This is a genomic window from Streptomyces sp. NPDC002788 (assembly GCF_053592115.1).
On record NZ_JBSFVB010000001.1, the window covers coordinates 619,917 to 643,373 of the forward strand.

General features: G+C 72.0%; 21 protein-coding genes. 7 read left to right on the forward strand and 14 right to left on the reverse strand.

Features of this window, described 5'->3' with window-relative positions; genetic code table 11:
• The first annotated feature begins 80 nt into the window (after positions 1–80).
• The 6 genes from ACWD1U_RS02735 (at position 81) to ACWD1U_RS02760 (ending at position 5,938) form a co-directional block, all read left to right on the forward strand.
• Positions 81–1,760, forward strand: a complete 1,680-nt coding sequence (locus ACWD1U_RS02735) for a hypothetical protein (protein WP_451103972.1) — start codon at positions 81–83, stop codon at positions 1,758–1,760.
• A gap of 283 nt (positions 1,761–2,043) precedes the next feature.
• Positions 2,044–3,396 (forward strand): hemolysin family protein, encoded by a 1,353-nt coding sequence (locus ACWD1U_RS02740; RefSeq protein WP_451103849.1) that lies wholly within the window; start codon positions 2,044–2,046, stop codon positions 3,394–3,396.
• Entirely contained in the window at positions 3,393–4,415 is a 1,023-nt protein-coding gene (locus ACWD1U_RS02745; RefSeq protein WP_451103850.1) for a hemolysin family protein, read from the forward strand. The genes ACWD1U_RS02740 and ACWD1U_RS02745 overlap by 4 nt, the downstream gene beginning before the upstream one ends.
• 391 nt (positions 4,416–4,806) lie before the next feature.
• Positions 4,807–5,034 carry a hypothetical protein gene (locus ACWD1U_RS02750; protein ID WP_451103851.1) on the forward strand — a complete coding sequence of 76 codons (228 nt, stop codon included), beginning with the start codon at positions 4,807–4,809 and terminating at the stop codon, positions 5,032–5,034.
• Positions 5,035–5,239: 205 nt separating this feature from the next.
• Positions 5,240–5,413, forward strand: a complete 174-nt coding sequence (locus tag ACWD1U_RS02755) for a hypothetical protein (protein ID WP_451103852.1) — start codon at positions 5,240–5,242, stop codon at positions 5,411–5,413.
• Between the two features lie 102 nt (positions 5,414–5,515).
• Positions 5,516–5,938: a hypothetical protein gene (locus ACWD1U_RS02760; RefSeq protein ID WP_451103853.1), complete on the forward strand. Its 423-nt coding sequence runs from the start codon at positions 5,516–5,518 to the stop codon at positions 5,936–5,938.
• A 330-nt stretch (positions 5,939–6,268) separates the two neighbouring features.
• Here ACWD1U_RS02760 and ACWD1U_RS02765 read toward each other — a convergent pair whose 3' ends face one another.
• Positions 6,269–7,396 (reverse strand): acyltransferase family protein, encoded by a 1,128-nt coding sequence (locus ACWD1U_RS02765; RefSeq protein ID WP_451103854.1) that lies wholly within the window; start codon positions 7,394–7,396, stop codon positions 6,269–6,271.
• Between the two features lie 161 nt (positions 7,397–7,557).
• Complete coding sequence (locus ACWD1U_RS02770) at positions 7,558–8,619, reverse strand: peptidoglycan recognition protein family protein (RefSeq protein ID WP_451103855.1); 1,062 nt, start codon at positions 8,617–8,619, stop codon at positions 7,558–7,560.
• Between the two features lie 708 nt (positions 8,620–9,327).
• Here ACWD1U_RS02770 and ACWD1U_RS02775 point away from each other — a divergent pair.
• Positions 9,328–9,819, forward strand: a complete 492-nt coding sequence (locus ACWD1U_RS02775; RefSeq protein WP_451103856.1) for an SPW repeat protein — start codon at positions 9,328–9,330, stop codon at positions 9,817–9,819.
• A gap of 131 nt (positions 9,820–9,950) precedes the next feature.
• On the opposite strand, the gene ACWD1U_RS02780 is transcribed toward ACWD1U_RS02775, so the two are convergent.
• The 12 genes from ACWD1U_RS02780 to ACWD1U_RS02835 all read right to left on the reverse strand — a co-directional run bounded on the left by ACWD1U_RS02780 (position 9,951) and on the right by ACWD1U_RS02835 (position 22,935).
• A complete protein-coding gene (locus ACWD1U_RS02780) occupies positions 9,951–10,316 on the reverse strand; it encodes a hypothetical protein (protein WP_451103857.1) in 366 nt (121 codons plus the stop codon).
• Complete coding sequence (ctaD, locus tag ACWD1U_RS02785) at positions 10,313–12,028, reverse strand: aa3-type cytochrome oxidase subunit I (RefSeq protein ID WP_451103858.1); 1,716 nt, start codon at positions 12,026–12,028, stop codon at positions 10,313–10,315. The genes ACWD1U_RS02780 and ctaD overlap by 4 nt, the downstream gene beginning before the upstream one ends.
• Before the next feature lie 260 nt (positions 12,029–12,288).
• Positions 12,289–14,520, reverse strand: a complete 2,232-nt coding sequence (locus ACWD1U_RS02790; RefSeq protein WP_451103859.1) for a S9 family peptidase — start codon at positions 14,518–14,520, stop codon at positions 12,289–12,291.
• On the reverse strand, positions 14,493–16,277 hold the full coding sequence (locus tag ACWD1U_RS02795) for an N-acetylglutaminylglutamine amidotransferase (RefSeq protein ID WP_451103860.1): 1,785 nt from the start codon (positions 16,275–16,277) through the stop codon (positions 14,493–14,495). Before ACWD1U_RS02795 ends, ACWD1U_RS02790 begins: the two co-directional genes overlap by 28 nt.
• Before the next feature lie 563 nt (positions 16,278–16,840).
• Entirely contained in the window at positions 16,841–17,941 is a 1,101-nt protein-coding gene (locus ACWD1U_RS02800; protein ID WP_451103861.1) for a carboxylate-amine ligase, read from the reverse strand.
• Positions 17,942–18,182: 241 nt separating this feature from the next.
• On the reverse strand, positions 18,183–18,782 hold the full coding sequence (locus ACWD1U_RS02805) for a hypothetical protein (protein ID WP_451103862.1): 600 nt from the start codon (positions 18,780–18,782) through the stop codon (positions 18,183–18,185).
• Between the two features lie 77 nt (positions 18,783–18,859).
• On the reverse strand, positions 18,860–19,231 hold the full coding sequence (locus ACWD1U_RS02810; protein WP_451103863.1) for an STAS domain-containing protein: 372 nt from the start codon (positions 19,229–19,231) through the stop codon (positions 18,860–18,862).
• A 318-nt stretch (positions 19,232–19,549) separates the two neighbouring features.
• Positions 19,550–19,867, reverse strand: coding sequence for a hypothetical protein (locus ACWD1U_RS02815; protein ID WP_451103864.1), 318 nt, complete (start codon positions 19,865–19,867; stop codon positions 19,550–19,552).
• Between the two features lie 5 nt (positions 19,868–19,872).
• Positions 19,873–20,469 (reverse strand): DUF5994 family protein, encoded by a 597-nt coding sequence (locus tag ACWD1U_RS02820; RefSeq protein WP_451103865.1) that lies wholly within the window; start codon positions 20,467–20,469, stop codon positions 19,873–19,875.
• A 258-nt stretch (positions 20,470–20,727) separates the two neighbouring features.
• Positions 20,728–21,240, reverse strand: a complete 513-nt coding sequence (locus tag ACWD1U_RS02825) for a DUF5994 family protein (RefSeq protein WP_451103866.1) — start codon at positions 21,238–21,240, stop codon at positions 20,728–20,730.
• Between the two features lie 252 nt (positions 21,241–21,492).
• Positions 21,493–21,891 carry a DUF5994 family protein gene (locus ACWD1U_RS02830; RefSeq protein WP_451103867.1) on the reverse strand — a complete coding sequence of 133 codons (399 nt, stop codon included), beginning with the start codon at positions 21,889–21,891 and terminating at the stop codon, positions 21,493–21,495.
• A 42-nt stretch (positions 21,892–21,933) separates the two neighbouring features.
• Entirely contained in the window at positions 21,934–22,935 is a 1,002-nt protein-coding gene (locus ACWD1U_RS02835) for an acyl-CoA desaturase (RefSeq protein WP_451103868.1), read from the reverse strand.
• Positions 22,936–23,457: the final 522 nt, after the last annotated feature.

A 23,457-nucleotide genomic window follows, 5' to 3' on the forward strand; every position in this document is an offset into this window, starting at 1 on the left:
ACCGGCGGCGACTAGCGTCCTGCGGCGTGTACTCGGCAGAAACCACGCTGGTGGTGCCCGGCCCGCGGACGCAGTCGGCGGTGTCGGTGCCGCCGCCTCCCCCGGCCCAGTGGCATCGCGTCCTGACCTTGCTCGCCGACATCAGTCTGCTGATCGGCACGCGGGCGGTGTGGACGGCTGCGGCCAGTCACCGGCCGGCCGTGGCCGCGGTGATCTCGCTGTGCTACGCCTCGATCCTGGCGTGCGGGGTGCTGGCCCTGGTCGTCCGCCGGTCCCGTTCGCTGGCCCGGGTGGACCTGTGCGTGCTGGTGACGGGCGTGACGATCACGCTGTGCGCGTGGATCATGCTCCACAACGGCTCCGACGAGGCGCTGCTCACCACCCAGGCGGCACGGGAACTGGCCACGGGGCATGCGGTGTACGGACAGCCGTGGCCCTGGCTCTTCGGCCACGGCGTGGCGCTCACCCCGACGGTCAGCGGCGGCTACGACCTCACCTACGGCTATCCGCCGCTGGCCCCGCTGCTGGCCGCGCCGCTGCTGTGGCTGGGGCACGGTGGTGCGCCGGCGACGGCGGTGAGCACGAGCGCGCTGATCGCCGGCACGGTCGTGCTGTGGCGGATGCTGCCGGCGCCGTGGCGGTCGGCGGCGACCATGGTGTGCCTGGGCTTCGGCATGCTGCCGTCGTACGGGCGGCTCGGCTACCCGGCGATCGTGGCGCTGGCCCTGCTGGTGCCGGTGGTGGTGCGCTGGCATCGGACCGGTGAGGGCGGGCTGCTCGGAACGGCCGGCCTGGCGCGGGCCGCGTGTCTGGGGGCGGCGTGCGCGGCGCAGCAACTGCCGTGGTTCCTGGCGCCGTTCCTGCTGGCCGGGATCTACGCGGTACGGCGCGGCGAACTGGGCGGACGGGCTGCGGCACGGGTGGTGCTGCGGTACGCCGGTGCGGCGACGGCCGTGTGGCTGCTGATCAACGCCTACTTCATCGTGACCGAACCCGGCCGCTGGCTGGCGGGGGTCGCGCTGCCGCTGACGCAGGGTGCGGTGCTGCACGGGCAGGGCGTGGTGGGCATCTCGCTGTACCTGACGAACGGCAGCGACCGGCTCGACTGGTACTCCCACGCGAGCTTGCTGCTGCTCGCCGGCCTGCTCGCGCTGTTCGTGCTGTTCGTCCGGCGGCTGGGCCCGGCCGCGACCGTCCTGCCCTGGTGTGCCTTCTTTCTGGCGACCCGGTCGCAGGACGGCTACTACCTGATGATGACGCCGCTGTGGCTGGCGGCGGCGGTGACCGCTCCGGCGTCGGCCTTCGCCCGGGGGTGGCAGCCGCGCCTGCGCCTGCTGTCCGGGCCGCGCCGCCGTCCGGCCCGTCACGTGGCGGTGGCGCTGCTGCTCGTGCCCGCGCTGGGCAGCGCCGCGGTGGCGGCAACGGGCACGCCGCCCCTGCGCATGCGGGTCACGGCGGTCCGCCACGCCACCCCGGCGACCGTCTCCCGCCTCGCCCTCCAGGTCACCAACACGGACGACACCCCCCTCGCCCCCCACTTCACCCTGACCACGGGCCAGGGCATGGACCCGTACTGGCGGATCGTCCGGGGCCCGCGCACGCTGCCGGCACACCGCACCGCCCGGTACGAACTGCGCCCGCCCGCGGGCCGCTACGGCCTGCCCCGGCCGGGGGTCCGGATCCGCCTGCGGGCGTTCACGGCGTCTCCGCAGACCCTGTCGAGCGCGGACGTGCAGCAGGCGGTGCGCCGAACGCCCTGAGGCCGTCAGGCCGAACGGCACGGGCGAAGCGGAGGGTGACGGTGACCGTGGTCCGGCCGCACCCCCGTCTGCCGGGCAGCCCCGGGCGTCGCGTCCTCCGACGGTGTGATCTACACGGTCGTAGAATCCGGGAACACCGGCGCGACGGCGAACGTTGTCCCGGATACAGACCACACATGAGGAGCACGTTCTTGTCCGCCAGTCCGACGGACCCTCCGGGGCACAGTCCCCGACCATCCCGCCACGGCACCAGTGATCGCGGCACATGGCGGGGTGGTGTTCGATGAGTGCCGCCGAGGCCCTGCTGGGTCTGCTCGCCGTGTTCGTGCTGACCGCGGGCACCGGCTACTTCGTGGCCCAGGAGTTCGCCTACGTCTCCGCCGACCGGCTCACCCTCGCGCGTGAGGCCGAGGCCGGTGACCGCAAGGCCGCCCGCGCCCTGAGGGTGCTGGAGCGGCTGTCGTTCATGCTGTCGGGCGCGCAGCTCGGCATCACCGTCACCGGGCTGGTCGTCGGCTTCACCGCCGAGCCGTCGGTGTCCGCACTGCTGAAGCCCGCCCTGTCCGGGCTCGGCCTGCCCGACGCGGCCGTGAGCGGCGTCTCCGTGGTGCTCGCCTTCGTGCTGGCCACGGTCGTGCAGATGGTGCTGGGCGAGCTGGCCCCGAAGAACCTCGCCATCGCCGTGCCCGAGCGGCTGGCGAAGGCGCTGGCTCCGTCCACGCTGGCGTATCTGAAGGTCGTCGGCCCCCTCGTGCACGTCTTCGACAGCGCGGCGAACAGGCTGCTGCGCAAGGCCGGCATCGAACCGGTCGAGGAGCTGCACCACGGCGCCACGCTGGAGGAGCTGGGCCACCTGATCGGCGAGTCCCACGAGCGGGGCGAGCTGCCCAAGGACACCGCCGCGCTGCTGGACCACGCGCTGGAGTTCTCCGAGCGCACCCTCGACGAGGTGATGGTGCCGCGCGCCGACGCCGTCTTCGTGCGCAAGGACGCCGTCGCCGAGGAGGCGATCGGCCTGATCGCCGAGCACGGTCACTCCAACTACCCGGTGCTCGGCGACCACCCGGACGACATCGCCGGTGTGCTGGGCGTGCGCGAGCTGATGGCGCTGCCCGCCGCCCCCCTCGCCGGCGCCACCGCCGGTGAGGTGGCCCGGAAGCCGCTGCTGCTGCCGGACACGCTCGCGCTGCCCGACGCCGTGGCGCGGATGCGGGAGCAGGACGACGAGTTCGCGGTCGTCCTGGACGAGCACGGCGGCGTGGCCGGCATCGTCACGTACGAGGACATCGCCGAGGAGCTGGTCGGTGACATCGCCGACGAGTCCGACAAGGTCACCGTGCTCGCCGTCGCGGACGGCGACGGCTGGCTGGTGGACGCGGGCCGCCGGCTGGACGAGGTGGCCGAGGCCACCGGGATCCGGCTGCCGGAGGACGACGACTACGACACCGTGGCCGGCCTGGTCGTGGACCGGCTCGGCCGCTTCCCGACGGTGGGCGACCGGGTCACGGCCGAGCTGCCCGAGGGCGGCCGGGCCGTGATCGACGTCCGCACGCTCGACCGGCACGTGGCCGACCGCGTACGGATCAGTCCGTTCGCGGCAGCCGAGGAAGCCGCGGAAGCCGAGGAGATGGCGTGAGTTTCCCGATGGCGGTCTTCGTGACCGTGCTGCTGCTCATCGGCAGCGGCTTCTTCGTGGCGGCCGAGTTCGCGCTGGTCGCCGCCAAGCGGCACCGCATGGAGAAGGCGGCGGCCGAGGGCCGGCGCGGCGCCGGGGCGGCCCTGGCCGGGATGCGCGAGCTGTCGCTGATGCTGGCCGGCGCCCAGCTGGGCATCACCGTGTGCACCCTGGGGCTGGGCTCGGTGTCGAAGCCGGCGATCTCGCACGAACTCGACCCGCTGCTGCACGAGCTGGGCCTGCCCAGCGCCGTGAGTTACGGCGTCGCGTTCGCCGTGGCGATGGTCGTGGTGGTGTTCCTGCACATGGTGGTCGGCGAGATGGCGCCCAAGTCCTGGGCGATCGCCCACCCCGAGCGTTCGGCGATGCTGCTGTCGCCGCCCTTCCGGGCGGTGGTGCGGACCGTACGTCCGCTGATCCGGCTGCTCAACCGGGTGAGCAACTCCCTGGTACGGCTGTGCCGGGTGGCGCCGCGTGACGAGCTGGCCTCGGTGCACAACCGGGAGCAGTTGACGCGTCTGGTGGAGGAGTCCGAGCGGCTGGGCCTGATCAGCGCGGCCGATTCGGAGCTGCTGACCCGCTCGCTGACCGAGCCGGAGACGCCGGTGGCCGCACTGCGGATCCCGGCGGCCGAGATCAGCTGGGTCGAGGGCGGCGCGGATGTCGAGGCGCTGCTGCGGCTGGCCGCCGCCCACGACCGCACCCGGCTGCTCGTGCGCGAGAACGGCGTCGTCCTCGGGTCGGTGCACGCCCGGGACGCCCTGGTCGCCCGGGCCCGGGGACGTGCCACGTCCGCGCGGGAACTGGCCCGGCCGGTGCCGGAGCTGACGGAGGCCACCACGGTCGCCGACGCGATCGAGGTGCTGCGCCGCCGCCGGGCCTCTCTGGCCGTGGTCCGCGACGGCTCCGGCCGGCTCACCGGTCTGGTCACCCTGGACGACCTGCTGGCCCGTCTGATGCAGCCGGCCGCGGCGGCCTGACGGGGACGTGGCCCGAAGCTCCAGCACATCTGCACACCGTGGGCGGATTCGGCGGCGGGACACCCGTCCCGCCGCCGGATCCGCGCACGGGCAAGAGGGCTTGGGGCCGAAGTGCCCGCTTCGGGAATGAGCGCGCAACACTCCCGGGCGGGGCCGGGCGGCGGGCCGCGTGAAGGAGTGTGTATATCCGGTGACTCCGTGGTCATAGCGGTGAAGACGGTCACCGAAAAGCACCGTGCGCGGTCGGCGGGCGACTGGCCGTCTCCTCCCGGGAAGTGTTTTGATCCTGCGTACGGCGGTACCGCCGGGGACGGAATCCCGGTTCACGGATCCGGCGACCATCCCGCGCTCACCGCCATGGCGAGACATTCACGTGAAGGGAAACACCCCTATGAACCTCACCCCTCGGGTCGACACCGCCGAGCTGTCCGACGCCGCCCTGGAGCAGGTCTCCGGCGGCAACGCGGGCGTCAGCGCCTCCGCGGGCCTCGTGGGCGGCCTCTCCGCCGGCCTGGTCGGTCCCCTGACCGGCGAGGCCTGCGCCACCGTGCAGGCGGTTCTCTCGACGGAGGGCGCTGCGGCGGGCACGAGCGCGGGCGTTCACACGACCTCGCTCTGACGATTTCCGCGTGAAGGGCCCCGGGAAGCGATTCCCGGGGCCCTTTCACGTGCGGTATGCACAACTCGCGGTCGCAAAGATGGGGAATTCGCGAAGTACGTGACCGAATTCTGGACAGGACGGGGGTGGGTAACGCGGAGAGGGGCCATGACGCAGACTTACTCGGACCCCCCAGATTTCAGCTGCGAAGCGATAGGAAACCCCTGTGAAACCCGACTCGACCCGGACCGAAGAACTGCCCATCTACGAGAGCCTCATCCGCGAGCGCGGTGACGTCGTCGAGGAGGCTCGTGTGGTGGCCGAGGAGACCCAGCAGCAGATGAGCCTGGCGCTGAGCGGGCACGCGGGGGTGGAGCACGAGCCCCGTCCCCCGCAGTAGGCATACCGCGCGGCACACAGCGAAAACTGACGCCACCCCTATGCCGGGCATGCGAGATTGGGCCGCTGTGACCGCGTGAGCGCGGAGGAAGGGAATGGACCGATGGCACCGACAGCACCCGCGCCGAGCGGCATCCGCACCGGGAGGCCCGACGTCTTCAGCGAGCGGACCCACAAGATCGCGCGATGGGGCCTGCCCGGGGTCATCGCCCCCGTCTACGGCAACTGGGCTGCCGTCAACTGGCGTCACGGCGGTCCGATCACCGCGGGCGACGTCCGGCTGGGAGTGTTCAGCGCACTCGCGTTCTTCGTGCTGTACGCCGCCGTGGACCTGGTGGCCCGGAGCCTGCGGCCAGACCTGCACGCCTTGCGCGCCCTGAGCCGGGCCGTGTTCGCCGGTGTCGCGTTCGGATTCCTCTACAGCCGGTCCGACAATGATCCCCGGGCCATGGTCCTGATGTCGCTGGCCCTCACGGCGGGCCTCTTCCTGCTGCTGTTCTACCGACTCCACACGCGCCACGCCTGACCCGGTGCACGTCAGCCCCGTGCCGTGCGCAGGGCGAAGCGTGCTCGCCGCCGCCCACGCCTGCGGCGAGTACGGGTACGGCACCGGCTTCGGCGCGACGGAGCGGTCGTAGCCGGCGATGACCTCGGGCAGCCGGTGCCCGTGACGGGCGGACGTCGCCACGAGCCCCTCCGTGAGCCACGCGAGTTCCCACGGCAGTCCGTGGCGGACGAGGCCGGGCGCGATGACGCGTGGTCGTGGGGCCAGGCGCTGCCGCAGTGGCAGGACAGCGGGTGGCACGGCCGCTCACCCGGCGGCCAGGGTTCGGATCGCAGCGTGCGGGCCCGGCCCTCACCGCGCAGCTCGACGGGCATCGCCCGGGGGCGTGGCCGTGTGCCCCGTGGCGAAGGCCCACGCCATCCCGGGCTCCGTCACACAGCGGAACACCCGCCGTACGGGAGGCGTGCACAGCGCGGTGACGACCACGGCCGCGACCAGGGTGGCGGCGACCGCGCCGAGAGGCCCCCGCACCCAGTCCGGCTCGTACCAGCCCCAGTGCTTGGCCGCCTGCGCGACGAATCCGTGCAGCAGATAGCCGCACAACGTGCCCGCGCCCAGCACCGTGAACCACATGCGGCGTCCGGGCACCCAGGCGAGGAAGCAGGCCACCAGGACCACCGAGCAGCCGAAGGCTGCCAGGGTCATCAGGGGCCCGTACCACGGGGGCGCGGCCAGGTCCCGGGCACTGTCGGCGTGGAAGAACCAGGCGTAGTTCATTCGCGGGACCGCCCAGTACGCCACACCCAGGGCACCGACGGCCACCGGCACGGCGAGGATCCGCGCCTTGCGGCGTCGCACCAGCCGGAAGTGCTCCGGCCGCAGCAGCAGGCCGGACACGAAGTACGGCAGGAACTGCAGGGTGCGCTGCAGGTCGAGGTCGTGGCCGATGGACGGCGAGAGCGTCGCCAGCATCGCGATGACGAGGGCGACCGGCAGCGGCCACCGCACCTGCCGCCACACCGGCGTGGTCAGCCGCCAGACGAACAGCGCCGCCAGGAACCAGGTCAGATACAGGGGGTCCAGCAGGCTGACCGGGCGGTCGGGGTGCTGGCTGGTCCATCTGGTGAACAGCGTGTACGCCGTCTCGAACACCACGTACGGGACGACGACACCGGTGACCAGGCGCTTGAGCCGGCCCGGGCTGCCGTCGAAGGTGCGGGAGAAGTAGCCCGAGATGATGATGAACGCCGGCATGTGGAAGGCGTAGACGAGCATGTAGAGGGCGGTGACGGCCCTGCTGCCCGGCCGCAGCGGCTCCCATGCGTGTCCCACGGCCACCAGCACGATCGCCAGGTACTTGGCGTTGTCGAAGAACGCGTCCCGCTGCCGGGCCGGGCGGGCCGGCGTGCCCTGTTCCCTCGGCTGGGGCGCCCGGGTCGTCGCGGCCACCGGGCGGGGCGTCGTCACCGTGTCACTCACGGGCCCTCCCGAAGCGACTCGCGGCGGCGGTGCCTCTTCTTGCTCGGGACAAGGGTGGGGCGGCTGCGCAGAACATCACCCGCACCCTAATCACAGGGCGGCACTCCGGTTCAACTCGCAACGCGTGTGCGTTGCTTCGGTTCAAGCCCGGGTATGGGTACTCACGTCTCCTGCCACACCAGCACGGTCAGCACGGCGCTCGCGACGGTGACGGGGACGGCGGCCTGGTTCAGCAGCCGGACCCGCATGCTGCGCCCCGACGGAAGGCGTTTCGTCACGGGCAGGACGGCGAAGGTGCCGCCGCCGGTCCCGACGATCTCGTGGATCGGGTGGTCGGCGCGGGGCTGGTCGCCCTGGTACTCCGACATGCGGGCCTGGACGACCGCGCCCGCCGGCAGATTGTCGATGTGGAGGCTGACGGTGCCGGTGAAGCGGGCCGGGCCACGGGCGAAGACGCTGCCGCCGGTGGCGTGGTCGCCGGTCTCGTCGGTCCACTCCGTGGTGAGCTCCACCGAGTCCCAGGCGCCGGGCGCGAGTTGGTACGGCCGGGTGACACCGAGGTTGACGTACTGGGGCATGGGGTCCTCTCCTTCCCACAGGCCCGCCGGGAGGGCCAGGGCGTCGGCGACGTCACGGCGGAAGCCGGCCATGTCGACCCCGCGCGGGTCGACCTTCCAGTCACTCCATTCCAGGTGGCCGATCGTGCTCCTGGCGCCCCAGCCGTGCGCGCGGCAGATCGCGGCGGTGGCCTTGACCATCGCGAGGTACTGGGCGGGCGGCCAGGGGTCCCTGCCGTCGCCCTTGTTCTCGCACTCCCAGCCGTAGAACCGGGCGTTGCCGTCGACCGCTCCGGCCGAGCCGTCGTGTTCGTGCGTCGGGGGCGGGTACGCGCCGTACGACTCGCCGATGACGGCGTCGAGCACGTCGCCGTCACCACCGCCGGCGTGGTTCGCCCGGCCGTTGCCGGTCAGGTGGACGACACCGTCCTTGGTGATGCAGCCGGTGGCGAGCGGGCCGGGCAGGGCGCTGTGACCGCGGTAGATCAGCGCGACGACGTCCGCGCCGGGGCCGGTGACGGTGTGGTGGATCATCACACCGTGCACGGGCCCCCAAGGGCCTTTGTGGTTGCGGTTGTTGGTGCGCCATCCGCCGACCTCGTGAACGGTGCAGCCCTCGGCCTTCAGCGCGGCGACGAGCCGGGCGGCGGTGAGCGGGATGGCCATGAGTCAGTCCTCCGTTCCGGCGCGCGGGTGCCGGTCTGAAGACGGTCCGATCACATCTGGGGAGCGTGCCGATCTCGGGACGTGCGCTTGCCTGTCCGGGGAGGCCGGATCGGGTACGTGCCCTGTAGGGGGCAGGTGCCGCGTGTCTCGGGAGCGTGCCCTGTCGGGGGCACGTGCCGTGCGTCCGGGGCACGTGCCGTGGCGGGGTGGTGCGTGCGCGTAGCGGGGTGCCGGCCAGGTCGGCGGCGCGTGCCGGGACGGGGCGGCGGCACGCGTCCGGCGGATGGTTTCGCCCGATGCGCCGCGCCGAACTCGCCAGGCACTACCATTCTCCCGCCGCTCGCCCCATCGCTCACCTCCCCGTACGCCACGTCCGCAAAATCGGCGGGATTACGACGCTGGTGCATCACCGGGACAAGCGGACCTCACCGCGAGGTGCGCGCGCAACGAGGCTGCCCCGGCGCTACGGGCCTTCCTCCGGCTCCCGCTGCGCCGGTCCGACCCGATGGCGTACGTGCCCTCTCCTCCGACCGCCTGAGCACGTGGATCGTGCGGGCGACGGGCGGGGCGCTCGCCGTCTCCCGGCTGTGCGGGGGACGAAAGTCCGCAGCTCGCGCACGTGAGGGACACGACCGTGAAGGTTTGTTCGTGCGACCTGGGTACTCGGGCATGTCAGCACTTCGATGCGTCACCTTGGAGGTGACAGGAATGGCCACTTCCCCCCGGTCGTCCATGGAGACACACCCGGACATCATCGAGATGCGTTCCCGCCACGAGATGGCCGAACGCGCGGCGACCACACCCCGGGCGCAGGCCGTCGAGACCATGGCCTTCCTCACCGGCATCTACCTGGCGGCATCGCCGTGGATCGCCGGATTCGACAACCTCACCCGGCTGGCCGTCACCAACCTGATCGTCGGCATCGCGTACGCCCTCCTGATGAGCGGCGGCTTCGGCCGGGCCTACGAGCGCACCCACAGCATGGCGTGGGCCGCCTGCGCCCTCGGCGTGTGGACCGTCGTCGCCCCCTGGGTCATAGCGGGTGACGTCAGCACCACGCGGAGCATCGTCAACAACATCATCGTCGGTGTCCTCGCCCTGCTGCTGGCCCTGGCGGCCAGCGCCGCCGCCCGCACCGAACGCCCGTCCCGGCCAGCGGCTGGAGACCCCGGGATGTCCGGTACCGCGGGGACCACCTGAGGGCCGGGCGGTGGGCCCGGTCGGCCGGTCCGGCTCAGGCGCCGGCCGACCGGAGGACCTCGGCGTCGCCGCCGGTGCCGCCATGATGCGGGCCGCTTCCCCGCAGGCACGCGCACGGGGCGTGACCGGCGTCAGCGCCATAGGACGCCGGCAGCCGCGTTGATGCCCGCCGAGGCGGCCAGTACCGCGCAGGCGACCGCGGCGTGGCGTCTGAGCAGGTTCCGCCGTAGCTCCCGATAGCGGGTCTCGTACTGCTCGCGGAGATCCTCGATGTGGCGGACCAAGGTCTGCCGCGTGAGACCGATGCGCAGTTCGACGTAATGGCGTGTGACCTCTTCGGTTTGCGCAGTGGTCATCCACGGCAGTCTCGCGCGCAGCAGCTCCGCTTCGTGGCATGCCTCGGCGTAGTAGGTCTGGGCCTTGAGGTAGCCCTCGACTTCGCCGGCGAGGGCCGGGCCCTCGCCGGCGGGCGCACGGCTCCGCCGGCCCTTGGTCATGAGCGGTCGCCCTTGTGGCCCTCGGCCTCCACCACGTCGCGCCGTCCGGTGTTCTCCGCCTGGTCCACCTGTGCGATGTCCGGGTGGGTCAGGTCGAAGGCCGGGGACTCCGAGCGGATCCGCGGCAGGGTGACGAAGTTGTGCCGCGGCGGCGGGCAGGAGGTGGCCCACTCCAGGGAACGGCCGTACCCCCACGGGTCGTCGACCTCGACCTTCTCGCCCTTCTGGGCGGTCCGCCACACGTTGTAGAGGAAGGGCAGGGTGGACAGGCCGAGGAGGAAGGCGCCGATCGAGGAGGCGGTGTTGAGGGCGGTGAAGCCGTCGGCGGCGAGATAGTCGGCGTAACGGCGGGGCATGCCCTCGGCACCCAGCCAGTGCTGCACGAGGAACGTGGTGTGGAAGCCGACGAACAGCGTCCAGAAGTGAATTTTCTCGAGGCGTTCGTTGAGCATGGTGCCCGTCATCTTCGGCCACCAGAAACTGAATCCGCCGAACATCGCGAACACGATGGTACCGAAGAGCACGTAGTGGAAATGGGCGACCACGAAGTAGGAGTCGGTGACGTGCCAGTCCAGCGGCGGCGAGCCGAGAATGACGCCGGTCAGTCCGCCGAACAGGAAGGTCACCAGGAAACCGGCCGCCCACAGCATCGGTGGTTCGAAGGACAGCGAGCCCTTCCACATCGTGCCGATCCAGTTGAAGAACTTCACGCCCGTCGGCACCGCGATCAGATAGGTCATGAAGGCGAAGAACGGCAGCAACACCGCGCCGGTGGCGAACATGTGGTGCGCCCATACCGTCACCGACAGGCCCGTGATGGCGATGGTGGCTCCGATCAACCCCGTGTAACCGAAGATCGGCGTGCGTGAGAAGACCGGGATGATTTCGGTGATCACGCCGAAGAACGGCAGCGCCAGGATGTACACCTCGGGGTGGCCGAAGAACCAGAACAGGTGCTGCCAGAGGACCGCTCCTCCGTTCTCCGGGTTGAACACCTGCGCCCCGAAGCGGCGGTCGGCCTCCAGGGCGAACAGTGCCGCCGCCAGCACCGGGAAGGCGAGCAGTACCAGCACCGAGGTGAGCAGCACGTTCCAGGTGAAGATCGGCATGCGGAACATGGTCATGCCGGGGGCCCGCATGCAGATGATGGTGGTGACGAAGTTGACCGAACCGAGGATCGTGCCGAACCCGGCCAGGGCCAGGCCCATGATCCACAGGTCTCCGCCGACGTAGGGGGTGCGTTCACCACCGCTGAGCGGGGTGTACGCGGTCCAGCCGAAGTCGGCGGCGCCCTGCGGGGTGAGGAAACTGCTGAGCACGATCAGGCCGCCGAAGGCGAACAGCCAGTAGGAAAGCATGTTCAGTCGTGGGAAGGCGACGTCCGGGGAACCGATCTGCAAAGGCATGATCGCGTTGGCGAACCCGGCGAAGGTCGGCGTCGCGAAGAGCAGCAGCATGATCGTGCCGTGCATCGTGAACGACTGGTTGTACTGCTCACTGGACAGAATCTGCAGCCCCGGCCGGGCCAGCTCGGCCCGGATCACCATCGCCAGCGCTCCTCCGACCAGGAAGAACGCGAACGACGTGATCAGGTAGAGATGGCCGATCTTCTTGTGGTCGGTGGTGGTCAGCCACGAGACGATCACCTGCCCCTTGGTGCGACGTTCCACCGCCGGCACGGGAGAGACCGGCTCCGTCACATGTGTCGCCATCAGCGTCCCTAGTCCATAACTGAAAACACGGAATTGTCGGTAAGCGGTGCTGCGCCTGTACGTCGCCCGCGTTGTCGGGCAGCGCGTGACGATGTGCCAGGAACCTAGTCCCGCTGTTTCGACAACCCCCACGCGCAGCCGAGGGGTATACGCCGATCGGCCGATTTTTCTAGCCATCCGGGTGCATGGCCCGGACCGCGAGTGACCTGGAGGTGCGTCCCGCGCCCGAACATCGGTCATGACGCCGACTCGGACGCGTTTCACACGTGGAGGTGCCGCGCCAGCCAGTCCGCGGCGGCCCGGCGGAACAGCCGGCGGTTGTCCGCACGCAGGAAGTCGTGGCCCTCGTCGCGCAGGGTCAGCAGTTCGGCGGGGACGCCCCGTTCGCGCGCGGCCCGTACGAAACGCCGGGACTCCCCCGGCGGCACGTTGGTGTCGTGTTCGCCGTGGACGGCGAGCAGCGGGACGCGCAGCGCGTCGATGCGGCTCATCGGCGACAGTGCGCGCAGCAGCTCGCGGTCCCGCTCCGGATGGCCGTACTTGTGCGCCGCCGATTCTGCGATCCAGGGCTCCGTACCGGCGAAGAAGGTGAGGAAGTCCGACATGCCGCAGACCGCGACCCCGGTACGGAAGAGGTCCGGGTGCCACACGAGCGAGGCGAACGTCAGATAGCCGCCGTAGGAGCGGCCCATGACCGCCAGCCGCGTCGGATCCGCGGGGCCCGCCGTGACGGCGTGGGCCGCGCAGTCCGCGACGTCGTCCAGAGCTGCGAAGCGGCCTGCGCCGAGGTCCGCGTCGACGAACGACCGGCCGTGCCCCGACGACCCCCGGACGTCGGGGGCGAAGACGTCCAGGCCCCGGTCGGCCAGCTCGTGGTAGAGCGGGTTGAACACCGGGCGTTCCTGTTCCTCCGGGCCGCCGTGCAGATGGATCACACAGGGCGCCGGTTCGCCGGGGGCACGCCCCGGCGCCCTGTAGTACCAACCGCTCAGGGGCAGCCTGTCCCGTGCTGTCAGACGCACGGGTACGGGGCGTACCGGTGGGCGGCCCGGGGGAACGGCGTCCGCGTCCTGGGCGGACCACGGCGTGCGCAGCAGCGACACGCCTTCGTGGGCCCACCAGACGCCCGGACGGCGCTGCGACCCGGACAACGCGAGCAGCAGGCGCCCGGCGCCGGCGGCGGTCACGCGCGTGACGACCTCGTGGGGCAGGGCGAGGGGCCTCGCCGGTCCCGCGCTGCCCGCGGCGTGGCCGGTCGGGAAGGTCTCGACGAGTTCCAGCTCGCTCGCGCCCTGCGTGTTCCACGCCAGCGCGGCAGTGCGGCCGTCGTGCGCCGGCGCGAGGAGTTCGAGGTCGCTTCCCTCGCGTTCCGCCGCGACGGACACTGCGCGCGGTCCGCCGTCGGCGTCCAGGGCGACCGCGAGGAGCGCCGCGTACTCGCGGTCGACGTTGCTGCGCAGCCACAGGGTCCGCCCGTCCGGGGAGAACCGGCCGATCCACGGGTCGCCGTCGGCGACCGGCACCGCGAAGGTGGCCGCCGAGTCGGCGGTGCGCCGGACGACCGCCTCACGTCGTCCGCGCGGTCCCCGGCGCAGCAGCACGAGTCCGCCGTCACGGCTGAGGTCGCACGCACGCAGGGAGGCGGCGTGCGCCTCCGTGGTGAGCAGCACGGGGGAGACCAGACCGTCGGGATCGATCAGGTAGACCGACAGGGCCCCACCGGACCGGGCCGCCGGGACCGTGGTGCCGGCCGGCGTCCCGTTCGGCGACGCCCCCGGTGCCACGTCGTAGGCGGCCGGGCCGAGGAGCGTCGCACGACCGTCCCGGTCCGCCCGGTCGGCCGCCGGACGGGCCCCGGCGAGCAGGCCGTCGGCCGGGCCGTGGTCCGGGGCGGCCTGCCCCGCGCGGCCCACGGACGCGGTGACGGCCGGAGCCGCGACGGTGACGGCGACGGCCGAGCCGTCGTGCGCCCAGCACCCCAGATGGGCGGAACTGGCCGGGTCGGCCCCCGCCAGGATGCGGCGGCCGGTCCCGTCGGGCCGCACGCACAGCACCCGTGAGTGCTCACCACCGCCCGGCGCGGTGGTGTACGCGATCCAGCGTCCGTCCGGTGACCAGGCCACCTCTTTGACGGGGTCCGGTGAGGAGTCGAGCAGGCGCACCTCCTCGCCGTCGACGGGGCCGGCCCAGAGCTGGGGCACGCCGCCCCGGTCGCAGATGAAGGCCGCCTCGGTGCCGTCGGCGTCGGCGCAGGGGTACCAGCAGCCGTGTACGCGCAGCCGTGTCACCGGGTCCTGCGGGCCTTCCGCCCCGGGCAGCAGCACCGGAGCGGGAGCGGCGTCGCGGGCGGCGCCGCGCAGGTCCCCCGTCCGGCGGTCCGGGGGCCGCACGGGCACGGAACCGAGTGCCCCGGAGCCCGCGAGCCGGGGCGCCGGACCGTGCGTCGTCCGCCCGCCGTCGTCGGTCACTTGATCCCGTGGGTCTGCAGCCATATCTCCAGCAAAGCCATCTGCCACAGGGCGTTCGCACCCCGCTTGGTCCGGTGCTCGTCGGGCGCCGCCAGCAACCGGGCCACGTAGGCCTCCTGGAACAGGCCGCGTCGCTTCGCCTCGGGTGCTTCGAGCGCCTCACGCACCCGTTCCAGCACGGGGCCCGCCATGTGCCGGATGGCCGGCACCGGGAAGTAGCCCTTGGGGCGGTCGACGACCTCGTGGGGCAGGAGCTTGCGGCCCGCCTCCTTCAGCACGCCCTTGCCGCCGTCGGCCAGTTTGAGCTCCGGCGGGCAGGCCGCCGCCAGCTCCACCAGTTCGTGGTCGAGGAAGGGCACCCGGGCCTCCAGGCCCCAGGCCATGGTCATGTTGTCGACCCGCTTGACGGGGTCGTCGACGAGCATGACGTGCGTGTCCAGCCGCAGAGCGGCGTCCAGCGCGGTCTGCGCCCCCGGGGCCGCCATGTGCTCGCGGACGAAGCGGCCCGAGACGTCGCTCCGGGGCAGCGTGTCCGGACGCAGGACGGCGGCGAGGTCGGCGTGCGGCCGGTCGAAATAGGTCGCCGCGTACTGCTCGGGTTCGTCCTCGCGCGGGACCTCCGCCAGCTCCGGATACCAGTGGTAACCGGCGAAGACCTCATCGGCGCCCTGCCCGCTCTGGACGACCTTCACCTCCTTGGACACCTGTTCGGACAGCAGGTGGAAGGCGACCACGTCGTGACTGATCATCGGCTCGCTCATCGCGGCCACCGCACCGTCCAGAGCCGTCGACACCCGGCCGGAGGGAACCATCAGCCGACGGTGGTCGGTCCCGAACTCCCGGGCCACCAGGTCCGAGTACCGGAACTCGTCGCCCTTCTCCCCACCCTCCGACTCGAACCCGACGCTGAACGTCATCAGGTCACGCTGGCCCTCGTCGGCGAGCAGCCCGACGATCAGACTGGAGTCGAGGCCGCCCGAGAGCAGGACACCGACCGGTACGTCGGCCACCATCCGGCGGCGCACGGCCGTGCGCAGCGCGTCCAGCACGGCGTCACGCCATTCGTCGGGGCCCATGCCGGCGTACTCGGGCCGGCGCGTGTAGGACGGCTGCCAGTAGCGGTGGTCCCGGTGGGTGCCGTCCGGCTCGACGACCCGCACGGTGGCCGGGGGGAGCTTGCGCACTCCGTTGAGGACCGTGCGCGGCGCCGGGACCGTCGCGTGCCAGCTCAGGTAGTGGTGCAGGGCCACCGGGTCGAGTGAGGTGTCCACGTCCCCGGCGGCGAGGAGGGCGGGCAGTGTCGACGCGAACCGCAGCCGGCCCGGCGTCCGCGCCAGGTACAGGGGCTTGATCCCGAGCCGGTCCCGGGCGAGGACGGCACGGCCGGTCCGGTGCTCGACGATCGCGAAGGCGAACATGCCGCGGAAGCGCTCGACGCAGGCGGTTCCCCACTGCAGGTAGGCGTTGAGCACCACCTCCGTGTCCGATGTGGACTCGAAGCGGTACCCGAGACCGCGCAGTTCCTCGCGCAGTTCCGGATAGTTGTACACGCAGCCGTTGAAGACGCCGGTGACCTGCCCGCGGGCATCGGTCATCGGCTGGGCTCCCTGGTCCGACAGGTCGATGATCTTCAGCCGCCGGTGCCCCAGCGCGACCGCGCCCCGCGTCCAGGTGCCCTGCCCGTCGGGTCCGCGGGCGGAAAGTCGGCCGCTCATGCGCTCGACGGCCGCCAGGTCGGCTCGGGCGCCGTCGAACCGGATCTCCCCGCTCAGCCCGCACATGGCCCGCCTCCCTTCCGCGTACCGGCGGTCACGCGCCGCGACCGGAGTCCGGGCGCACGCCCTCCGGTGAGGACCCGGACGGTTCTGCGAGACATGACAAGATCCTTTCTGCTCGGGGACGGACTTCGTCGTACGGCTGTGAGGCGCGCGGAGGCGGTGACGGCCCCTGCCGGGCGCACCCGCGACGCGCCGGCGAATCCCCCGGTGACCCGCGCCGGTACATCAGCGGTCGATGCCGTCGGACATCCCTGGAACTGCTTTGGCGTGCGGGCCGCCCGCGCCGACGGCCGGGGTGGAACCGCGGGCGCGCGGAGCGGGCCCGAGACCCCCGCGGCCCCCGAGACCCCCGCGGCCCCCGCGCTCGCCGCGTTTCCCGGCGATCAGCAGGTCGGCACGGCCCGGCATCCCGCGCCCCCACACGGATGCCGATGCTCACGGTCACTCCCAAGGGTGCCGGGCGCGGCGCGCCCACCGTGGGACCCGTCCCGGCACCGGGCGGTTTCGGTGGCTGTGCCGCCTACCGGGTTCCCAGACCATGAGCGGATAAGCCGGACGCCGTGTGGTCACGGCGTCGTGCTCTCGTCGATGATCAGGCCGACGACCGCACCGAGGCCGCCTTCCGCAAGGGCAGCGCGCTGCCGGTCAGCGCCGGTGCCGTTGCGCAGAAGCCGATGGACCAGGGCCGTGACCTGCCGGGTGTCACCGGACGCGTCGAGTGCGGGAGCCACGTACCGCAGGAGCCGGCACAGCACGTCCCCGGCACGGCGTCGCTCGCCGCCGCTGGGATCGATCAAGGTGTCGCCGAGACCGTGCCGGGCCGCGTGCCACATGCTCGCGTGCAGCAGTTCCGGCGCGCAGTCCGCGGCGGGGACCCGGTCGGCGGTCGCCTCCGCGAGGGCGGTCTCCATCAGAGCCCGGACGATTCCGGCGCACATGACCGCGTCGTCCGCGCGCAGCTGGACGTCCAGGCAGCGCACCTCGACGGTGGGATACCGTTCGGAAAGGCGCGCCTGCCAGTACACCTGACCGGTGTCCGAGATCAGACCGCTCTCCACGAGGTGCTGGATACGTCGGTCGTAGTCGGCGGCGTCACGGAAGGCCGGAGTCACACCGGCCACCGGCCACCGGTTGAAGATCACCGTGCGCCAGCTGGCGAAGCCGGTGTCGTGACCGTCCCACAAGGGAGAGTTCGCCGACATCGCCGTCAGGACCGGCAACCACACCCTGAGGCGGTTCAGGACCTCGACACCTGCCTCCCGGCTGGGCACGCCGACGTGCACATGCATGCCGTTGACCAGCTGCTCCGCGACGAGCTGCGGCGCCTGCGCGGCCATGGCCCGGTAGCGAGCCCGGTCGGTGACCGGCACGGGCCGCCCGTCGCGCAGCGGCGGAGTCGCGCAGGCCGAGATCCGGCAACCGTGCTCCTCGGCCGCCGCCCCGACGGCGTGTCGCAGACGCAGCAGATGCCCACCGACCTCGTCGAGCGTCCCGCACACGGGCGTTGCCACCTCGACCTGCGCCTGGAGCAGTTCGGACTGGATCTCCCGATCACCCACGCAGTGCGCCAGGCCGGCGGCCATGCAGACCTTTTCCGCCTGGGGCGCCGGAAACCCCGCTATGGGGTCGACCAGCAGGTACTCCTCTTCCACGCCGATCGTCGTCATCGACCGCCCTCTGCTTCCTCGCTGCCGTGCTCCGGCTCGCGATCCTCGACGCCCGTCGCGGTGCGGATCGCCTCGGCGAGGCGCGCGCCCTGGGGGCTCACCGAGTGCCGCGATCCCTTCATCACAAACCCCACACGAATGGGGAGAAGTGGCGCCGATCACGAGAAGCGCGAACGCGCTCGCGTCGGGCAGCGGGCCTGGCCGGCCTGTGGGCCGGCCCGCCCGGATCGCATGTCGGTCGTCAGCCGGGCCGTTGGGTGCGGTTGTCGTGTGCGAGGCCGTCCGTGCGGGCAGTCGCGCGTGACCCGATGGGAAGGACCAGGGCCCGCAGCAGCACGGAAGGCGGCGGCCGGAGGGCCGTGGGATCCGTCGGCCGGCGGATCGCCCCGATGTCCTGCCAGCCCCACGACAGGAAGGCGTCGTAGGCCGGAGCGTCGGCCTGGTCGACCAGTGTCGCCCCGAGCGAGGCGTGGTGGTCGGCCAGCAGGCGTTCCTGGAACCTGCGAGCGAGCCCCTGGTCGTCCGTGTGGGGGTGCACCACGATCTCGGTGATCGCGAAGACGTGTCCGGACGCGGTGAGTTGTTCGACGTTCTGCGGAAGAGCCCCGTCGAACCCCCTCCACCATGTCCCCTCGCGGGGTACGGGGAACCCGTAGGCACACCCGGCGAAGGCCGTGTCCTCCCCGATCAGCAGGGCGAACCCGGCTCGCCGGATGGCACCGGTGAGCCGTCGCAGGAACGCCTCCCGGGCCCGGTACTGCCGGCCCGTCTGCGTGCTGGAGGACTCCACGTACAGATCGGCCAGGTCCTCCTGCAGGGTCTCGGCCTGCCAGCGGTTCAACCGGCGCAGTCTTACGGCATGGGCGGGAGTCGGTGTGCTTCCCTCGCCCTGGGGCGGCTGCCGGCGGAGCGGGGCCGTCACGGCGCACCGTCCGTGGCAGCGGCGACCCGGCGTGAGGGGGGCCGATCGGCGTGGGGCGCGTGGAGCAGGAACGAGGAGCCGGTCATCTCGATGATGCGGGCCAGCACCGGGGGCGGGTAGTGCACTTGGAGGGTCGTTCCGGCATCGGTGGCGAGCCGGGATGCCGTGAGGAAGGCGTTGAGTCCGCTGGCGTCGCAGAAGGTGACCGCAGTGAGATCGACATCGGTGGTGCGGATGCCGTCGTGCAGGCACGCGGCCAGCGTGACCCGCACGAGCGGCACGGTGGCCAGATCGATCTCGCCCGCGAGGGTGACCAGCGCGCGGGTGGTGTGGTCGTGCCGGTGGACGTACAGCCGTGGAAGGGGCATGGCTCCTCGGTTCGAAGTGCCCGTCGCAGGTGCCGTGGGGGCCGGACCAGGTCCGGGCCGCCACGGCGAGCCGCCGAACGGGGTGTGCGGGGAGGCGGGTGAACGGCCGGTCCTCAAGCCTGAGTCGGCGAGCGCCGTGGCTGTCCGGGATGCGCCGTGAAACGGACGGGAGGTCCGTGCCCTGCGGGCATCGTGTCCTGAGGTCTTGGTGGCTCCGTGTCGCCCGCCCCGGAGGCACGGGACGCGGCAGGACCCCGGCCTCTCACCTGTGGTGCTGCGGCCGGGGCTGCGGGCTGTGCTGTCGTCAGTTCGGTCCGGTCACTTCGGCCCGTTCGGTGACGGGCTCTGAGAGCCCGCATCGTGGGTGGGCTCATCCGGCTCGGCCACGGGGGCGGCGCCGGTGGCACCGTCCGCGTCCGCCGGGCCCGGGGTGGTCGGGGCGGCCGGTGCCGCTCGCCCTTTCCGGCCGCGGGACTTGCGCGGTGCCGACGGAGCCGGTCCCGCCATGGGCATCCCGGAGCGGCCGTAGTGCATGGCACCGAAGCGGTCGCCGTGCTGCGAGTTGAGCAGGCGGATGAGGAGCACGCCGAGGGCGGTCATCGCCAGGATCGCCGCCACGGTCACGAGGATCTCCACGGTCCTCACCTTCCCATCGGCTGCCGCGGCATCGCGACGTTCACGGCCGGGGTCCGTGGGCGTGCGGCCAAGTCGCGGGCCTCGTGTCCCCCTTCGGAGAGCCAGACCGCTTCCACGGCCCGGTCGGCAGCGGTCAGCGTCGTCAGGCGCGCCGCCTCCTCCATCAACCGGCTCCCGGACCACGTGCCGTGCGGGTCACTCGCGGCGGCCATCAGCCAGGCGGCCGAGTCGGGAGTCGTCTGCGGCGGGACCACCAGCAGGTTCCAGCGGCCCACGTGGTACGAGAGCAACAGCAACTCGTGCGGGTCCTGTTCGTCCAGGAACCAGCCCACGTTCACGACATGGCCGGCGACCCGCACCTTGCGTGGAATGGCCGGCCACTGGGTGGGATTCACCGTGACCCGCGTGATCCGGCCCCACAACGGATCCAATACGGCGGCCAAGGCGGGGAGTTCGGCTTCGAGATCGCGGGAGCGGGGCCACCAGGCGCCGTCCAGCAGAGACGGTGCGAGACCGTCGGGGGCGAGCGACAGACGTGGAGGGGACGAGGAGAACCGGTCATCGGCTTCGGCTGTCGGCCGGTGGGAGATGGTCGCAGTCATGACGCGAACCCTGCCCCGGGCCGACCGCAACCGGCCCGGCATATTCCTTCGCCGAAAACGACACGAGCCTGGAAGCCGGTGCGCGAAATATCCTCGGTGATTCAAGCGTACTCCTCCGACAGGCCCAACGGACCGTACGGCCGAGGGAGGAACGGCCCCATTCACCCCTGCCCTGCAACCGTGTCCCTGAGGCAACACTCCCTCGTGATCATCGCCGCGAACTCCCGGGCGATATGAACACCGCGGACGATCCCGCGGCTATTCGCCGGGGGCGTCCGCCACGTCCGTGCCACCCGGTTCCACTCGCCCGGTCCCGGTCTCTATGAGGATCTGCTCGGCCTGCGTCACGCTGCCGGCGCGGACGGCCTCGGTCATGGCGGCGCGTGCGGCATCGAGCGTCGCGTGCGGCGGGACCACGAGGAGGGAGAAGAGGTCCTGCTCGCCCCGGGTGATGAGGACGGTGTCGTCGCCGACCGGGGAGGAGTCGATGTGGACGACCCGGTCGTCGACGGTCATCCGCGTCGGCGGCCCTTCCCAGGCACCGGCGTCCACGCCGACACGGGTGATGGGCCCGAGGTACTCGGTCAGTGCGGTGATCAGGCCGGGGAGTTCGGTGGCGAGGTCGCGGGAACGCGGCCACCACGCCCCGTCCAGCACGCCCTGCCGGTCGTGTGTCGTCTCCAGCCGTACGACAGCCGTCCCGGGCCGCACGCCCTGGTGAAAGGCGTCCGGCAGGGGCCTGGGCGCACGCGGGGAGTCTGCTTCGGACATCGCTCTCGCCTGCCCTGCCTGGGATGAGGGACCCACCGGCCTCCTCGTTTCACGGTACTCTCCCGGCCGGCGGCGGCCCGGAGAGCCCTCATGCCACCAGACGCGAGGGCCGTGAGGCATGCCGGAGCAGGGTGGGAGATCCGTCCCGTCTCGTACCGGGACATCGGACTTCGAGGTCGCCCGTTCCCTTCAGCGCGGCACAGCGCGCGGCACGCACCGCCGCCTCAGCGGGACAGCGCCCGGCGGGGGTGGTCACACATGTTCGCCCGCGGCGGCCGCCATGAGCGGTTCCGCGGCCTCCTCGGCCGTGTCCGGCGGCACGACCAGCAGGTCCCAGCGCCCCCGGCCCGGCGCGAGCAGGAGGACGGTGTCCGGGGCGGATGCCGCGAAGGATCTGTGCAGCTGTACCACCTGGTTGCAGACGAGCATCCGGCCGGGCGCCGGGGACCAGGTCCCCCCGTTGACGGTGACGCTGGTGATGTGACCCCACGCACGAGGCAGTCCGGCGAGCAGCGTCGGGAGTTCCGCGAGCAGGTCGTACGAGCGGGGCCACCACGCGCCGTCGATGGGCCGCGGCATGCCGCTGCGGGGTGCGAGACGCAACCGGAGGACGGGGTGGGAGGAGAGCGGGGGCTGTAGTGCGGTGGTCATGACGGGCTCCTGCCGGCTGTGTGCGGGATCGGGTGGGCGGTGTCAGACGCGACGGGCGGCGACCCGCTCCGCGGCAGGCCAGCGCACGTCGCGCACCCAGCCGAGGCGTTCGAGGAGACGGATGAAGGCGGCGGAGGGGTCGACCTGACCGCGGTCGACGCCGTGGCGGGCGCTGGTGGGGTCGGCGTGGTGGAGGTTGTGCCAGCTTTCGCCGAACGAGAGCAGGGCGAGGGGCCACAGGTTGGTGGCCCGGTCGTGGCGCCGGGTGCGGAACGGACGCTCACCGATCAGGTGGCAGAGGGAGTTCACGCTCCAGGTGACGTGATGGAGCAGCGCTATGCGCACAAGTCCCGCCCACAGCAGGGCGGTCACGCCGTACCACCAACTGCCGCCGATGGCCCAGCCCACCGCGAACGGCAGGGCGAGCGTGAGGACGCACAGGGCCGGGAAGGCCCGGGAGATGGCACGGATGTCGCGGTCGGCGAGGAGATCGGGGGCGTACCGGTCCGCCGGTGTGCGGTCGTTGCGGAACAACCAACCGACGTGGGCGTGCAGCAGCCCGCGCAACTGACCTCGCAGATGTGTGCCGTAGCGGTACGGGGAGTGCGGGTCCCCCGGCCGGTCGGTGAAGGCGTGATGGCGGCGGTGGGTGGCGACCCAGCCGATGACGTCGCCCTGGAAACTCATCGACCCTGCCACCGCCAGGGCGATGCGCACGGGGCGGGCGGCACGGTAGCCGCCGTGGGTGAGGCCGCGGTGGAAGCCGACCGTGACGCCGAGCCCCGTGATCGTGTAGAGGACGAGGGCGAGCACGATGTCGGCAGGGTGGATGAGGCTCCCCCACATGAGCCAGCCAGCGAGCGCGATCGCGACGAACGGCAGAACGACGATCACCCCCGTCACCGCGACGTACAGCCGGTCACCGCCGTCGCGTGCGGGCGCCGGGCCGTCGGACGGGAAGGGGGAGGTCCCGTCGTAGCCCTGGGCCGGCGGGGCGGGGCCCGATGGCGTGACTGTCGTGGTCGTGCTCGGATCGGACGGCATACGTGGCTCCTCGGCTTGGATGCGGATGGCGCGGCCGGGGTCACGGGCTGAACCGGCAAGGGACGGTGACGTGCTGTCGGAGAGACGTGCTCGGGAGGACTCGCCGGAGACGAGGCGACGGTCCAGGGCCGGGGATTCCGGCATACGGAAGTGCGCGTGCTCTCCACCGTACTCCCGCTTGTGTAACAACCGAGCCCGAGCGGAATCGGCATCGCGTTCACCCGTCGCCGTACTGACCGTGACGTACTCCCCGTCAGGCAGGATGTTTCGACAGGAAGAGGTGGCCGGGTGACAGAGCTCTCCCCGCTCGTCGTCCTCGTGGCCGTCGCATCGGGGATCATCGGTGCGACGGCCCAGGGCTCGCGCTGACTCCTGGCCGTCGGCATCGCGCTCCTCGCCGTCGACGTGATCTTCTTCTAGGTGTGGCTGTCCCGGCGCGCCGGGCGGCGTCCCGTCCGCTGACGTCGGAAGGCGTAGGGAAAAACAGCTCCCCGCGAGGCTGCGCCGCGTTTTCAGGGCGGT

What these genes read in the sequence shown, in the direction of transcription:
- ACWD1U_RS02825 (WP_451103866.1), bottom strand. Translation starts at nt 21,240, where the DNA reads ATGTCCGAAGCAGACTCCCCGCGTGCGCCCAGGCCCCTGCCGGACGCC.
- ACWD1U_RS02790 (WP_451103859.1), bottom strand. Translation starts at nt 14,520, where the DNA reads ATGGCTGCAGACCCACGGGATCAAGTGACCGACGACGGCGGGCGGACG.
- ACWD1U_RS02780 (WP_451103857.1), bottom strand. Translation starts at nt 10,316, where the DNA reads ATGACCAAGGGCCGGCGGAGCCGTGCGCCCGCCGGCGAGGGCCCGGCC.
- ACWD1U_RS02740 (WP_451103849.1), top strand. Translation starts at nt 2,044, where the DNA reads ATGAGTGCCGCCGAGGCCCTGCTGGGTCTGCTCGCCGTGTTCGTGCTG.
- ctaD (WP_451103858.1), bottom strand. Translation starts at nt 12,028, where the DNA reads ATGGCGACACATGTGACGGAGCCGGTCTCTCCCGTGCCGGCGGTGGAA.
- ACWD1U_RS02835 (WP_451103868.1), bottom strand. Translation starts at nt 22,935, where the DNA reads ATGCCGTCCGATCCGAGCACGACCACGACAGTCACGCCATCGGGCCCC.
- ACWD1U_RS02775 (WP_451103856.1), top strand. Translation starts at nt 9,328, where the DNA reads ATGGCCACTTCCCCCCGGTCGTCCATGGAGACACACCCGGACATCATC.
- ACWD1U_RS02770 (WP_451103855.1), bottom strand. Translation starts at nt 8,619, where the DNA reads ATGGCCATCCCGCTCACCGCCGCCCGGCTCGTCGCCGCGCTGAAGGCC.
- ACWD1U_RS02810 (WP_451103863.1), bottom strand. Translation starts at nt 19,231, where the DNA reads ATGCCCCTTCCACGGCTGTACGTCCACCGGCACGACCACACCACCCGC.
- ACWD1U_RS02760 (WP_451103853.1), top strand. Translation starts at nt 5,516, where the DNA reads ATGGCACCGACAGCACCCGCGCCGAGCGGCATCCGCACCGGGAGGCCC.
- ACWD1U_RS02830 (WP_451103867.1), bottom strand. Translation starts at nt 21,891, where the DNA reads ATGACCACCGCACTACAGCCCCCGCTCTCCTCCCACCCCGTCCTCCGG.
- ACWD1U_RS02820 (WP_451103865.1), bottom strand. Translation starts at nt 20,469, where the DNA reads ATGACTGCGACCATCTCCCACCGGCCGACAGCCGAAGCCGATGACCGG.
- ACWD1U_RS02795 (WP_451103860.1), bottom strand. Translation starts at nt 16,277, where the DNA reads ATGTGCGGGCTGAGCGGGGAGATCCGGTTCGACGGCGCCCGAGCCGAC.
- ACWD1U_RS02800 (WP_451103861.1), bottom strand. Translation starts at nt 17,941, where the DNA reads ATGACGACGATCGGCGTGGAAGAGGAGTACCTGCTGGTCGACCCCATA.
- ACWD1U_RS02750 (WP_451103851.1), top strand. Translation starts at nt 4,807, where the DNA reads ATGAACCTCACCCCTCGGGTCGACACCGCCGAGCTGTCCGACGCCGCC.